The organism is Acinetobacter yuyunsongii, assembly GCF_041021915.1.
Classification (GTDB): Bacteria; Pseudomonadota; Gammaproteobacteria; order Pseudomonadales; family Moraxellaceae; genus Acinetobacter.
Genome location: NZ_CP157435.1, coordinates 2,336,173 through 2,349,708, shown reverse-complemented (window position 1 = coordinate 2,349,708; position 13,536 = coordinate 2,336,173). Strand labels below are relative to the sequence as shown.

14 protein-coding genes are annotated in these 13,536 nt (G+C 40.3%); 13 read left to right on the top strand and 1 reads right to left on the bottom strand.

All coding sequences use genetic code 11. The annotated features are described in order from the left end of the window. The first annotated feature begins 42 nt into the window (after positions 1–42). The 13 genes from ABLB98_RS11240 to ABLB98_RS11180 all read left to right on the top strand — a co-directional run bounded on the left by ABLB98_RS11240 (position 43) and on the right by ABLB98_RS11180 (position 12,473). Positions 43–1,359, top strand: a complete 1,317-nt coding sequence (locus ABLB98_RS11240) for a glycosyltransferase family 1 protein (RefSeq protein ID WP_348883051.1) — start codon at positions 43–45, stop codon at positions 1,357–1,359. Positions 1,360–1,383: 24 nt separating this feature from the next. After that, the gene (locus ABLB98_RS11235; protein ID WP_348883050.1) at positions 1,384–1,935 is read left to right on the top strand and encodes a phosphatase PAP2 family protein; all 552 of its coding nucleotides are present in this window, start codon (positions 1,384–1,386) and stop codon (positions 1,933–1,935) included. A 94-nt stretch (positions 1,936–2,029) separates the two neighbouring features. Beyond that, positions 2,030–2,230, top strand: a complete 201-nt coding sequence (gene iscX, locus ABLB98_RS11230) for a Fe-S cluster assembly protein IscX (protein WP_004664895.1) — start codon at positions 2,030–2,032, stop codon at positions 2,228–2,230. A gap of 108 nt (positions 2,231–2,338) precedes the next feature. Next, a complete protein-coding gene (gene ndk, locus ABLB98_RS11225) occupies positions 2,339–2,770 on the top strand; it encodes a nucleoside-diphosphate kinase (RefSeq protein WP_003654870.1) in 432 nt (143 codons plus the stop codon). 121 nt (positions 2,771–2,891) lie between these two features. Beyond that, a complete protein-coding gene (gene rlmN, locus ABLB98_RS11220; RefSeq protein WP_348883049.1) occupies positions 2,892–4,127 on the top strand; it encodes a 23S rRNA (adenine(2503)-C(2))-methyltransferase RlmN in 1,236 nt (411 codons plus the stop codon). A 17-nt stretch (positions 4,128–4,144) separates the two neighbouring features. Beyond that, positions 4,145–4,948 carry a type IV pilus biogenesis/stability protein PilW gene (pilW, locus tag ABLB98_RS11215; protein WP_034602770.1) on the top strand — a complete coding sequence of 268 codons (804 nt, stop codon included), beginning with the start codon at positions 4,145–4,147 and terminating at the stop codon, positions 4,946–4,948. Then, the gene (locus ABLB98_RS11210; RefSeq protein ID WP_087535642.1) at positions 4,939–5,739 is read left to right on the top strand and encodes a RodZ domain-containing protein; all 801 of its coding nucleotides are present in this window, start codon (positions 4,939–4,941) and stop codon (positions 5,737–5,739) included. Before pilW ends, ABLB98_RS11210 begins: the two co-directional genes overlap by 10 nt. 22 nt (positions 5,740–5,761) lie before the next feature. Next, on the top strand, positions 5,762–6,877 hold the full coding sequence (gene ispG / locus ABLB98_RS11205; protein ID WP_004664888.1) for a flavodoxin-dependent (E)-4-hydroxy-3-methylbut-2-enyl-diphosphate synthase: 1,116 nt from the start codon (positions 5,762–5,764) through the stop codon (positions 6,875–6,877). Further along, the gene (hisS, locus tag ABLB98_RS11200; protein WP_249571243.1) at positions 6,874–8,166 is read left to right on the top strand and encodes a histidine--tRNA ligase; all 1,293 of its coding nucleotides are present in this window, start codon (positions 6,874–6,876) and stop codon (positions 8,164–8,166) included. Before ispG ends, hisS begins: the two co-directional genes overlap by 4 nt. Positions 8,167–8,197: 31 nt before the next feature. Beyond that, the gene (locus ABLB98_RS11195; protein ID WP_005162294.1) at positions 8,198–8,896 is read left to right on the top strand and encodes a tetratricopeptide repeat protein; all 699 of its coding nucleotides are present in this window, start codon (positions 8,198–8,200) and stop codon (positions 8,894–8,896) included. Further along, a complete protein-coding gene (bamB, locus tag ABLB98_RS11190) occupies positions 8,896–10,038 on the top strand; it encodes an outer membrane protein assembly factor BamB (protein ID WP_348883048.1) in 1,143 nt (380 codons plus the stop codon). Before ABLB98_RS11195 ends, bamB begins: the two co-directional genes overlap by 1 nt. Positions 10,039–10,214: 176 nt before the next feature. After that, positions 10,215–11,624 (top strand): ribosome biogenesis GTPase Der, encoded by a 1,410-nt coding sequence (gene der / locus ABLB98_RS11185; RefSeq protein ID WP_005162290.1) that lies wholly within the window; start codon positions 10,215–10,217, stop codon positions 11,622–11,624. Positions 11,625–11,819: 195 nt separating this feature from the next. Then, positions 11,820–12,473, top strand: a complete 654-nt coding sequence (locus ABLB98_RS11180; protein ID WP_348883047.1) for a 4'-phosphopantetheinyl transferase superfamily protein — start codon at positions 11,820–11,822, stop codon at positions 12,471–12,473. Between the two features lie 94 nt (positions 12,474–12,567). Here ABLB98_RS11180 and secF read toward each other — a convergent pair whose 3' ends face one another. Next, a complete protein-coding gene (gene secF / locus ABLB98_RS11175) occupies positions 12,568–13,536 on the bottom strand; it encodes a protein translocase subunit SecF (protein WP_004664877.1) in 969 nt (322 codons plus the stop codon).

Genomic DNA, 13,536 nt, shown 5'->3' with positions numbered 1-13,536 from the left:
ACTGATCATTAAAGTGTCAAAAAATATTTATAAGCTAAAAGCATGAAAATAACGACACGAATGGATGGCGATATGCAAAGTACATACGCGACATCTCTACTAAAGCAAGAACAGTTTCCTGAAAGTTTTAAATTTTACTTTAAAAGGAAACAACTCAAAAATAAACAAGATGAATTGTCTGAACTTCGGGATTTAGTTCGCCCTCGTTTGAGAATCGCAATTGTCACTGAAACATGGCCACCAGAAATTAATGGTGTAGCATTATCTATGATGCAATTATGTCAGGGGCTACAACGGCTTGGACATAAAATTCTATTGGTCAGGCCTATACAAAAAACGATTTGTACAGAATTTAACCCTGAACAAGAATGCTTGGTGATGTCTCAGCCTATTCCAAAATACCCAAGTGTTCAATTTGGTTGGCCACAATATCTTAAAGTCTCTAAAGCATTTGAGCAGTTCGCACCTGACGTAGTGCATATCGTGACTGAAGGTCCATTAGGTTTAATAGCACTACAAGCTGCAAAGTCAAAAAAAATCGCCGTATCGAGTGGATTCCATTCAGCTTTCCAAGATTTTAGCCGTTTCTTTGACTTGGCTTTTTTAGTCAAACCGATTCAACGTTACTTAACATGGTTCCATAATAGTACAGATGTCACGTGTGTACCCAGTCAATACACGGAACAAGCACTACGTGGTTTTGGTGTGACTTGTCCTTTAGTTGTTGTTGGACGAGGTGTTGATACCGCGAAGTTTTCCCCAAAACATCGTTCACAGCAATTACGCCAACAATGGGGTGTAGGTGCTGATACCCGTGTAATGCTGTATGTTGGACGCTTATCACCAGAAAAAGAAATTGATGTCTTAATTGAAGCTTTCCATGCTTGGCAGAGACAGCAAGGTGCAAATACAAAATTTGTAATTGTTGGAGATGGGCCTGATCGTATTCGTTTGAGTAAATTAGCGATATCAGAAGATATTATTTTTACTGGTAGCTTAAGTGGTAAGAATCTTTCAGCCGCTTATGCAAGTGCAGATGTTTTCGCCTTTGCTAGTCAAGCTGATACGTTTGGAAATGTAGTGCTAGAAGCAATTGCTAGCGGATTACCAGTGATTGCTTATGACTACGTATGTGCGCATCAGCATGTCAAACATGGTGTTACAGGTTGGTTGAGTCCTCTCGGACAGGCCGCAGATTTAACCCAATCCATTTGTCATTTGCCAGCTCTCCCAGAACTGAGAAAAATGGGTTTATTAGCAAGTGAAACTGTACAGGAAACCAGTTGGCAGTTTCCTGTACAACAATTAGAACAAGCACTTTATCAGGTAGCGCAGGAACCTCTTATGAACTCTACCTAAAGTATCCTCAGAAAGGAGAAAAGTATGAAATTTCAAAATGCAAAAATAAAAATACTCGATCTAGATCTAAAAGGGTGTGTATACCTTAATCATCTCTCACAGTCACAACGCATTGCCTTATTTTTTAAAACGATTAGTCGTTTGGGTGATGGAGCATTTTGGTATGTCATGTTGTTATCAGTATGGATCGCACAAGGTTTGGCATACGGTCTGCAAATTCTATATTTGCTCGTTGCAGGTTCTGTTGGTACGGGGATTTATAAGTTTTTAAAGCATAAAACGACTCGACCACGTCCTTATCAAGTTCACCAAGTGATTGTACTGGGCGAGCGACCATTGGATCATTTTAGTTTTCCATCAGGTCATACTTTGCATGCGGTCATGGTTACTATTACATTAGGCTATATCCAACCGTTGTTATTAATCTTGATGTTGCCATTTACGATTCTAGTTGCATTGTCCCGCATGATTTTAGGATTACATTACCCAAGTGATGTGATCGTCGGGGCGGTGATTGGTGCATCCGTCGCTAGCTGTATTATTTTGTTGGCACCAAGCTTCAATATCATTCTTTGAATAATTTAACGAGTTTTAATGATAGAAGACTATTTTTTAAATCTTGGGATTTGTTAAAGTACGCTCAATCACAAACTGTTAATTAGGTTATCAAATGGGCTTACGTTGGACAGATACGATTGATATCGCAATCGAACTTACTGAAGCACACCCAGATGTAGATCCTCAATGGATTCGTTTTACTGATTTACATGCTTGGGTTTGTGCATTACCAGACTTTAATGATGACCCAAATAAGTCGACGGAAGGTTTGCTTGAAGCGATTCAAATGGCTTGGTTGGATGAAGTTCGTTAAAAAAACATCAGAAATCACTGAACTTTTACAGATTCAAGCTGATTATTGGCGATGACATCGGTATAATGCGGCAAATTTTTTAGTTTACACCATAAATAGGAGTCAATCATGGCGATTGAACGTACTTTATCTATCGTAAAACCAGATGCAGTTTCTAAAAACCACATTGGTGACATTTTTGCTCGTTTTGAAAAAGCGGGTTTAAAAATTGTTGCGACTAAAATGAAACACCTTTCTCAAGCTGATGCTGAAGGTTTCTATGCTGAGCACAAAGAACGTGGTTTCTTTGGTGATTTAGTTGCATTCATGACTTCTGGCCCAGTTGTTGTTTCTGTTCTTGAAGGCGAAAATGCAGTTCTTGCTCACCGTGAAATCTTAGGTGCTACAAACCCTAAAGAAGCAGCTCCAGGTACAATCCGCGCTGATTTCGCTGTAAGCATCGACGAAAATGCTGCTCACGGTTCTGACTCAGTTGCTTCTGCTGAGCGTGAAATCGCTTACTTCTTTGCTGACAACGAGATCTGCCCACGCACTCGTTAATCCAAAGTATTCAAGCCAGATAAGTGGTATACTACTTATCTGGTTTTTTATTTTTTATAGATTGAGTTGTGTGAAAAACACACAGCATTTTCTAGCGCTGATATCGTTTAGGTAAATATACATGAGTTCTGTAGTGGTCGTTTCATCTGAGAATGTCGATGAAAAACAACAGTCTTTAACTACGTCTGTCGTTCAAGCTGCCGATAAGAAAGTAAATTTACTTGGCATGTCCAGAGCCGAATTAGAAAAATTCTTTGAAGACTTAGGCGAAAAGAAGTTTCGTGCCGGTCAAGTCATGAAATGGATACACCAGTTTTTCGTCACTGATTTTGCTGAAATGAGTAATATTTCAGGAAAATTACGTGAAAAATTAGAAAAAATCTGCGAAATCAAAGCACCTGAAGTGGTGCACCGTAACTATTCTAAAGATGGTACCCGTAAATGGGTGTTTCGTGTAGGTGATGGTGAAGGTTCTCTGGTTGAAACCGTACTGATTCCTGCAGAAGATAAAACAGGTACACGTAAAACCCTGTGTATTTCATCACAAGTGGGTTGTGCACTGGATTGTTCATTCTGTTCGACGGGTAAACAAGGTTTCCAACGTGATCTAACACCAGCAGAAATCATCGGTCAGTTGTGGATGGCAAATTATTCTTATATGGAAGATGTGCCTGTTGCTGAGCGTGAACGTACCGTGACCAATGTGGTCATGATGGGTATGGGTGAACCTTTACTTAATTACGATGCAGTACTCAGTTCAATGCAGTTAATGTTAGATGATTTTGCCTACGGAATGTCTAAACGCCGTGTAACTTTATCAACATCAGGTGTTGTTCCAAAAATTGATCAATTAGCACAAGACATTGATGTTGCACTTGCGATTTCGTTACATGCACCAAATGATGAACTACGTAATGAATTGGTTCCTATTAATAAAAAATATCCATTACAGCAACTTATTGCTGCGTGCCAACGTTATTTAGCTAAAGATGGCAATGAAAGCTCACGTCGCCATGTCACTATCGAATATGTGATGTTGGAGGGTGTCAATGATCAGCCTGAGCATGCACAGCAATTATTAAAATTATTGAAAAACTTGCCAAGTAAAATCAATCTGATCCCATTTAATCCATTTCCACATGCACCTTACGGACGTTCGAGTCGTAATCGTATCATTGCTTTTCAAAAAACTTTGTCTGACGCTGGATTTGTGTGTACGATTCGTCAGACACGTGGCGATGATATCGATGCTGCATGTGGTCAATTGGTAGGACAGGTTGCTGACCGTACGCGTCGTGCGGAACAGTGGAAGAAGAAAGTGGCGCAACGACAAGAAATTTTGCGCACACAAGGATAAAACTTGGGGATATAGCGTTGAATACAACTCGACTAAAAACGATTATAACGACTGCTGTTGTGTTTACTGTAATGGGTTTAACCGCTTGTCAATCTTCGACAGGGTTGAAGAAAGACCCAGAAAAAGCTGTTCAAGTTCGTTCTCAACTGGCTGCTGAATATATTCGTACAGGTGATTTGGATTCCGCTAAACGTTCTCTTGATCAAGCTTTAAATATTGATTCGCGTGATGCAAACGCCAATATGATGATGGGGATTCTACTGCAACAAGAAGGCAGTAAACCTAATATGGAAAAAGCAGATGCTTATTTTAAGCGTGCGATTTCTTCAGAACCAGATAATGCACAAGCTCGTAATAATTACGGTACATATTTGTATCAAATGCAACGTTATAATGAAGCGATTGAGCAATTTACCCGTGCAGGTGCAACCTTAGGTTATGAACAGCGATTTCAATCGTTGGAAAACTTGGGGCGAATCTATTTAAAGTTAGGCGATGTTGCGAATGCTGAAAAAGCATTCAAACAAGCGCTACAAGCAAATCGTAATGCAACTATTTCAATGTTAGAGTTGGCAGAAATTTTCTATTTGCAACAAAATAATAGAGATGCATCGCAACTATACGAACAGTATGTTCGTAATGTGGGGCAAAAAAACCAAGGTGCACGTGCACTTTGGATTGGTATACGCATTGCTCGAGCGAGTGCGGATCAATTAGGAATGCAAGTGTTAGTGAATCAATTACGAGCATTATTTCCTGAGAGTCCAGAATATCAACGTTATTTGCAATTACAGTACAGTACTGAGGCCGTATGGAAATAAATCCAAATTCACATCAGCCAACTGGCTCAACCTCGCCATCGTCAACGTTAGGAAATATTCAACGACCTGGTGAGTATTTGCGTCAAATTCGTATTGCACAAAAGAAAGAACTTGAAGAAATTGCAAGCGTATTGAATATGCCCGTTAAAACATTAACGGCATTAGAGCAAGATGACTATAAATCCTTGCCTGAAGCCACATTTATCAAAGGCTATTACCGTGCCTATGCAAAACTGCTCAATGCAGATGCTAGTGCCATCATCCAGCGTTTTGATGAAATCTATGCCAATGACACAGGTCTCAAGGCCAATCATGCCCTGAGCAACTCCCCAATCAAGACTATGGGCAAGCTTGCTGGATCGAAAAGTGTACGTAATCGTAAATGGTTGAAGCGTATTGCTATTTTAGCTGCTGTTTTAGTCTTAGCTTGGTTAGCAGTGATGGCTGTACAAAATTGGACATCAAGCCACAAAGATGATGCAGAAGTTGAAGCGCCGAAAGCAAAAAGTTCTGATGTCGAAATTATACCGATGGGAACCACAACGAACGTAACTTCTGGCGACCAATTAGTTTTGAACTTTAGTCGACCAACATCTGTGCATATCGTTGATGCAACAGGTAAAGTATTAGCAACAGGTCGTCAAGCATCTACATTAACTTTGAGTGGTGAATCACCATTCCAAATTCGTTTAGATGATGCAACAGCTGTATCCTTGACCTTGAATCAGGAGCAAATATCTTTGTCTCCATATACGGTTAATGGAAAAGCAGAATTCCGTTTGTCTCGTTAATGCCAAAGAGTAGAGCTATACGATGATTGTGAATCCAATTAAACGCCGTCCAACACGTAAAATTCGTGTTGGTTCAGTGTATGTCGGTGGTGATGCCCCGATTAGTGTTCAAAGTATGACCAATACTGAAACCTGTGATGTGGATGCAACTGTAGCGCAAATCCAGCGCTGTGCAGATGCAGGTGCGGATATCATGCGTGTTTCTGTACCGTCAATGGAAGCAGCAGAAGCTTTTGGGGCAATTCGAAAACGAGTCTCTGTCCCATTGGTTGCTGATATTCACTTTGATCATCGTATTGCTTTAGCAGTTGCGGACTATGGCGCAGATTGTTTGCGCATTAATCCGGGTAATATTGGTTCGGATCAGAAAGTACGTGAAGTCGTTGCTGCAGCAAAACATCATGGTATTTCGATTCGTATCGGTGTGAATGCAGGTTCTCTGGAAAAAGACTTACAAGTGAAATATGGTGAGCCGACAGGGCAGGCCTTGCTTGAGTCAGCGATGCGCCATATCGATATTCTCGACCGTTTAGATTTCCATGAGTTCAAAGTCAGCGTTAAGGCATCGAATGTATTTTTAACGATGGATGCTTATCGTTTGCTGTCTCAACAGATAGATAATCCACTGCATCTTGGTGTGACTGAAGCAGGGATTTACCGTACGGGTACAGTCAAATCAGCAATTGCCTTGGGCGGACTGTTGATGGAAGGCATTGGCGATACTATGCGTATTTCGCTCGCGGCTGAACCTGAGGATGAAATTAAAATCGGTTTTGATATTTTAAAATCGTTGGGCTTACGTTCAAATGGTATTAACTTTATTGCTTGCCCAAGCTGCTCACGTCAGGAATTTAATGTGATTCAAGTGATGCAGGCTTTGGAAGAGCGCCTAGAAGATATCCGTACACCGATGGATTTATCCGTGATTGGATGTAAAGTGAATGGTCCTGGTGAAGCTAAAGAGGCGGATATCGGTATCGTTGGCGCATCACCACGTTCACTGGTCTATCGTAATGGTGAAAAAAGTCATTTAATTGACACAAATCAGTTGGTTGATGAAATTGAAACAATGGTTCGTCAACGTGTTCAAGAGCTTGAAGAAGCTAAATCTAAAGAAATTATTCGTAGTTCATCATGAGTTCAATTGTCGCGATCAAAGGTTTTAATGACACCCTTCCAACACAAACTGCTGCTTGGAGAAGTCTGGAACAACAATTAGCATCTTTAATGGATGCCTATGGCTATCAACAAATCCGTTTACCGATCGTTGAACAAACGGGTTTGTTTAAGCGTGCGATTGGTGATGCAACCGATATCGTTGAAAAGGAAATGTATACCTTTTTTGATAAAGGTACTCCACCTGAATCGCTGACTTTGCGTCCAGAAGGTACGGCTGGGTGTGTGCGTGCGATGTTGGAACATAACTTATTGCGTGGCGCAACACCGCGTGTTTGGTATGTGGGTCCAATGTTCCGCTATGAAAAGCCACAAAAAGGTCGCTATCGCCAGTTCCATCAATTTGGTGTTGAAACTTTTGGTGTGGCAACGCCAGATATTGATGCAGAAATCATTTTAATGACGGCTCGCCTATGGAAACGTATGGGTGTAGCAGCAAATGTTCGTCTAGAACTCAATACTTTAGGTGAGACGGATGAGCGTGCGGAATATCGTGCTGCTTTGGTTGAGTTTTTAAATCAGCACAAAGATGCATTAGATGAGGATTCACAACGCCGTTTAAGTACCAATCCATTACGTATTTTAGACTCTAAAATTGAATCAACACAAAAGATTTTAGAAAATGCACCAAAGTTGCATGATTTCTTAAAAGAAGATTCGATCAATCATTTCCAACAGTTACAACAGTACCTCACTGATGCAGGCGTTGAGTTTGTAATTAACCAGAAGTTAGTACGTGGCTTGGACTACTACAACAAAACTGTATTTGAATGGACGACAACGATGTTGGGTTCACAAGGAACAGTCTGCGCAGGCGGTCGTTACGATGGCTTGGTAGGACAACTGAAAGGTAAAGCAGATCAATCTGTACCTGCAGTTGGTTTTGCAATGGGTATGGAACGTTTACTGTTGTTGCTTGAGCAGGTTGAACAAGCCCAAGAAGTACGTGATTGTGAAGTTTTCTTATTGGCTGAGCCTGCATTTCAAGCTAAAGCTTTAGTATTAGCAGAGCAAATCCGTGACCAGTTAGAATCAGCAAACAGCTCAATTCGTCTGAAAACAGGTTCACAAGGCAGTATGAAAAGCCAAATGAAAAAGGCTGATCAATCGGGTGCAATCTATGCAGTGATTTTGGGTGAGCGCGAGTGGGAATCACAACAGCTTTTGGTCAAAGAGCTAGCAACGGGTGAGCAGGCGCAGGTCGCTTTAACTGAGCTGACATCTTTTTTTATCGAAAAATTTAAACAATAAATTGCATAATATTTAGGGAAAGGACAATCACATGAGTTTAAGTGATGAAGAACAACTCGACCAATTAAAGTCTTTTGGCAAAAAATATGGTTCTGCCATGATTAGCGGGATTCTGATTGCCTTGATTGCCTTTTTCGGATGGGAATATTGGCAAAAGAAAAATTTAGCTGAGGCACAGAGTCAAACGGCGAAAGTACAAAAATTGATGGACGAAGCTAAGGCTGCATCAGGTCAACCAAATGCTTTCGCTACAGTATCTGAAGCAGCAGATAAAATTGTGAAAGATGATGCTAACTCGGTTCAGGCGATTCAAACCCAATTTATCTTGGCGAAGCTTGCTTATGATAAACAAGACTATGCTGCAGCTGAAAAAGCATTAAAGAAAGTTGAAAACTCAAAAGTTAAAGATGCGGGTTTGCTGCAAATTGTAAAAATACGTTTAGCGGATTCACAATTAGCACAAAAGAAATATGATGAGGCGCTGAAAACCTTATCAAACGTGACTGAACCAGCGTTTAAAGCAACTGCAGAAGAGTTACGTGGTGATATTTTTGTTGCAAAGAAAGATACTGCATCGGCGCAAAAAGCATATCAAAGTGCTTGGGATAGCCTCATTGAACGTAAACAAGAGCGTCAGCTTTTACAAATTAAACTCGAAAGCGTTGGTATTTTAGTAGATGATCCTGAAATTGAGCGCCCGATCTTAGATACCAAAGTGGATGAGTCTTAATGCAGAACAAACTAAAATTACCTTTGGCAATTGCAATTGCTTCAGCTTTATTAATTGGATGTTCAACCAATAAAGTAAAAGAAGTGAAACCGAATCCGTTGCCAAAAATTACGCAACAGCAAGGCTTAAATCTGGTCTTTTCTCAAAGTGTTTCGTCGACAAATGCAGCAGAAGCTTTACGCTTGCAGTTAGATACAGATAACGGTGTAATTTTTGCGATTGATCCAGATGGTCAGGTTTCTGCTTATAAAGCTAAGCAGCGTCTTTGGAAAAGTAAGGTTACTAAGCAAGAACTTACTGCTGGTGTAGAAGCAGGTGAGGGTATTGTCATTATTGGTAATCGTAAAGGTGAGTTATTTGCCTTAGATCAGACTACTGGTAGCCAAAAATGGTCTGCCAAATTATCTGGTGCGATTTTGTCTCCTTCACTCATTCAATCGGGACGAGTTATTACGATTGCAAATGACGGGACTGTATTTGCGCATGATACTGTTACTGGACAGCAAGTGTGGGCATATAAATTACCAAACGTTCAGTTTAGTTTACGTGGTCAACCTGCACCCGTTCGTTTAGATGAACGTACAGTCGTTGTTGCATCAGCGAATGCTTATGTTTATGCATTGGATGTAATCAGTGGCGTGCCGCGTTTCCAACGTCGAGTTGCAGTAAGTGATGGTCGTTCGGATATTCAACGTTTGATTGATGTTGTCGGTGACCCAGTTGTTGCAGGTCAATATCTAGTAACAACCAGTTTCCAAGGGCAAGTGACAACTACTGATCTTACGACACAGCGTGTGGTGTGGAGTGAAGATGCAAGTAGTACGAATAGCGCTGAAGTTTCAGGTGATAAAGTTTTTGTCTCGACTGCAGATGGAAAATTGAAAGCTTATAATTTAGCGACAGGCGAACTTCTTTGGCAGAATGAGGAATTACTTAACCGTCAATTAAGTAATCCTGTGATGCTTGGACAGAACCTTGTGGTTGGCGATTTAGATGGAGTTATTCATTTGATTGATCCAAACACAGGGAAGTTGATTGGTCGTGCGAAAACTAGTGGTGAAGTCCGTTCATTGCGTGTGATTGATAATCAGCTTTACGTTGCAACTCGAAAAGGTGCATTAAGCATTTGGCAGAATCGTTAATTTTGCCTTAGCTTGTGGTAAAATATTTAATTAGCAATTGCTAATAAAAGAATGATCGGGGTATTTGTTTGAACAAAACCCCGAATTTTTATTGTGATTATTTGATCACCAAAATCTTCCATACTGTTTCTGATACGATGTCATGAATGATGGCTCGTCTGAATTAAGGTTAATTTATGAAACCCGTTATTGCGCTTATTGGTCGTCCAAACGTCGGAAAATCAACGCTATTTAACCAAATCACTAAAAGTCGTGATGCTTTGGTTGCTGACTTCGCTGGTTTAACTCGTGACCGCAAATATGGCGATGCGGTGTATCAAAATAAATCATTCATCGTCGTTGATACTGGCGGTATTGGTGAGAATGAAGGCGGTATTGACTCATACATGGCGGAGCAGTCAAAAACTGCTATCCATGAAGCAGATATCATTGTTTTTGTTGTGGATGCACGTGCAGGTTTGTTGGCATCAGATGAACAGATTGCCCGTGAATTGCGTACACTAGGTAAGAAAGTTTATTTAGTTGCCAATAAGGTTGATGGTGTTCATGCAGAAGCAGCGCTAGTTGAATTCTATAAACTTGGTATGGGAGAACCTATTCAAGTTGCGGCCAGCCATGGTCGTGGTGTGCAGCAAATGCTTGAGGAAGTATTAGCTGAAGTACCAGAAGATGAAAATCCTGAAGAACATAACAAAAATACAGGTTTGCGTTTAGCGATTATTGGTCGTCCTAACGTAGGTAAGTCAACTTTAGTCAACCGCTTGCTTGGCGAAGAGCGTGTAGTTGCATTTGACCAGCCCGGTACTACACGTGACTCAATTTATATTCCTTATGAGCGTGATGGTCGTCAATATACGTTGATTGATACTGCGGGCGTGCGTCGTAAAGGTAAAGTTGATGAAATGATTGAGAAGTTCTCAATCGTGAAAACATTACAAGCGATCAAAGATGCTCACGTGATTGTCGTCGTGCTTGATGCACGTGAAGGGGTCGTTGAGCAAGATCTACATTTAATTGGTTATGCATTAGAAGCTGGTCGTGCCATGGTAATCGCCATTAATAAATGGGACAACATGACTGAATATGATCGTAAGCAATGTAAGCTTGATGTTGATCGCCGTTTTGACTTTATTCCTTGGGCGAAAGTACATTTAATCTCGGCATTACATGGAACTGGTGTGGGTGATTTATACCCAACCATTCATCGTGCTTATGATTCATCACATTTGAAAGTGTCACCAGCAAAATTAACGCAGATTTTGAATGACGCGACTGACGCGCATCAACCACCAATGATTAGTGGTAAGCGTATTAAAATGCGTTATGCGCATATGGGCGGACAAAATCCACCTACAATCGTGATTCATGGTAACAAAGTAGATAAAACACCTGCTGATTACCGTCGTTATTTGGAAAACGTGTTCCGTAAAGTGTACAAGCTGGAAGGTACACCAGTACGTATTGATTTTAAAACCTCAGAAAACCCATTTGAAGGTCGCAAATCTCAAGTTGATGAGCGTGTTGCAGCACGTAAACGTCGTTATATACAGAAATTTAAAAAGGCTGAGAAAAAATTTAAGCGTTAAGCTGAATTTGCCGTTAAAACCCAAACATTGTTTTGGGTTTTTTTATGCTTTTAATGTGACTCATGAGATAAGTTGCTCATGCACTTGCGAATGAAGTCTTAAGTTAGGCGATTAAACGAAATAAGCTTGATTATAATCTTCTAGGTTTTTATACAATCAGGTTTATATTGAACGATGTTTTGTTGAGTGAAGCTGATGGTGATACGTAAAATTGAAATACATATTCAAGCTTTGGCTTCACTTCTTGAGCGAGATAAAGCGGATTTCTCAGATTTTAGATCGTTTAATGATTATCAAAAACAACAGATTAAAGCCTATCGGGATCACCTTCTGGCAAATAAATTAAAGTGTTTAACGACTGATCTACAATTTTCAAAACATGAATACGGTAAGCCATTTTTAAGCTCTCATACCTTGGAATTTAATCATTCACATAGTCAAAAATACTATGCTTTGGCGATGAGCGAGCGTGTGAAAGAGATTGGTGTTGATGTGGAAGAGTTGGATCGGAAAGTTCGTTTTGATGCTTTGGCTCAACATGCCTTTCATCCTGAAGAATATCAAGCATGGTTGCAACAAGATCAAGACCCAGAGTATTGGCTCAGAGTATGGACGACTAAGGAAGCAATTCTAAAAGCATCAGGTTTTGGAATTAGACTGGATTTAAATAGTCTAAATACACAAGTTCATCCATCACATGATGGTGGAATGTGTACTCATCCTTTGATTGGAACATTTGCTTATCAAAATTTTGTTTTAAATCAGAAGATCATGCTGACTATCGCATGGGGTGCAGAGCAGTCTTGTCGCGGTTTTCAATTTCCGCAGATTCAAATTATTCAACATTGATAAATGAAGAACGTACAACCCCGTGCTCTAATCTTAATCAAAAAAGCCAGCATTATGCTGGCTTTTTTGATTTGAATTTTACGATGATTCAGATTTAAGGAATTTCTTCTTCATCAAATTCAGGTTTAACTTGGACAATAAAATCTTGACGATTTAAACCACGCCATAAAGCAAATGCGGTACCAATATAAATAGATGAGTACGTACCAATAAAAATACCAACACACATTGCAATTGAGAACCAATGTAAACCATCACCTCCCCAGAACATCATGGCAAGAACCACAAGTAATAGCGTCATTGATGTATGGATTGTACGACGCAAGGTCTCTGTTAATGCGATATCTACAATTTCACGTGGTGTTGCTCCACGAATTTTACGGAAGTTCTCACGGATACGATCCGATACAACGATGTTATCGTTGAGTGAGAAACCCATTACCGCAAGTATTGCTGCAAGCACGGTTAAATCAAATTGCCATTGGAACAATGCAAATGTTCCGATGATAATTACGATATCGTGAAATAATGAGATTACGGCACCCATTGCAAGTTTAAACTCGAAACGAATGGTGACGTAGATCAGCATTAAGATCAAAGCAAGTGCAAGCGCACCTGCAGAGCGGATATAAAGCTCATTACCTACTTGACCGCCAACAGAGTCAACTTTATGAACTTCTGCTTGGTTATTTGGCAATTGGACTGCTTTAGTGATGGTATCGTTTAGATCTTCAACTTTAAGATCTTCTTGCACTGGCATACGTACAATCAGGTCTTTATTACTTCCTAATGTTTGTACAACGGCGTCTTTAAAGCCTGCTTTATCGAGTGCTTGAGCGACTTGAGCGGGTTGAACAGCTTCTTTGTAGTTGAGTTCAGCAGAGATACCTCCAGTGAAGTCCAAACCGAGATTCAGCCCTTTTGTGACGATAAAGAAAACGCTCGCAAGGGTAATCAAGATCGAGAAGATTGCAGCAGGTTTAGCAATCTTCATGAAAGGAATGATTTTTAGATCATCTGGGCGACCGTATTGTTTTGAGTCTTGTTGAGTCAGATCAGTCAT

Bases quoted from the DNA above. Each gene is read 5' to 3' on its own strand.
- ABLB98_RS11240 (WP_348883051.1), top strand. From the start codon at position 43: ATGAAAATAACGACACGAATGGATGGCGATATGCAAAGTACATACGCG.
- ABLB98_RS11235 (WP_348883050.1), top strand. From the start codon at position 1,384: ATGAAATTTCAAAATGCAAAAATAAAAATACTCGATCTAGATCTAAAA.
- iscX (WP_004664895.1), top strand. From the start codon at position 2,030: ATGGGCTTACGTTGGACAGATACGATTGATATCGCAATCGAACTTACT.
- ndk (WP_003654870.1), top strand. From the start codon at position 2,339: ATGGCGATTGAACGTACTTTATCTATCGTAAAACCAGATGCAGTTTCT.
- rlmN (WP_348883049.1), top strand. From the start codon at position 2,892: ATGAGTTCTGTAGTGGTCGTTTCATCTGAGAATGTCGATGAAAAACAA.
- ABLB98_RS11210 (WP_087535642.1), top strand. From the start codon at position 4,939: ATGGAAATAAATCCAAATTCACATCAGCCAACTGGCTCAACCTCGCCA.
- ispG (WP_004664888.1), top strand. From the start codon at position 5,762: ATGATTGTGAATCCAATTAAACGCCGTCCAACACGTAAAATTCGTGTT.
- hisS (WP_249571243.1), top strand. From the start codon at position 6,874: ATGAGTTCAATTGTCGCGATCAAAGGTTTTAATGACACCCTTCCAACA.
- ABLB98_RS11195 (WP_005162294.1), top strand. From the start codon at position 8,198: ATGAGTTTAAGTGATGAAGAACAACTCGACCAATTAAAGTCTTTTGGC.
- bamB (WP_348883048.1), top strand. From the start codon at position 8,896: ATGCAGAACAAACTAAAATTACCTTTGGCAATTGCAATTGCTTCAGCT.
- der (WP_005162290.1), top strand. From the start codon at position 10,215: ATGAAACCCGTTATTGCGCTTATTGGTCGTCCAAACGTCGGAAAATCA.
- ABLB98_RS11180 (WP_348883047.1), top strand. From the start codon at position 11,820: ATGGTGATACGTAAAATTGAAATACATATTCAAGCTTTGGCTTCACTT.
- secF (WP_004664877.1), bottom strand. From the start codon at position 13,536: ATGACTGATCTGACTCAACAAGACTCAAAACAATACGGTCGCCCAGAT.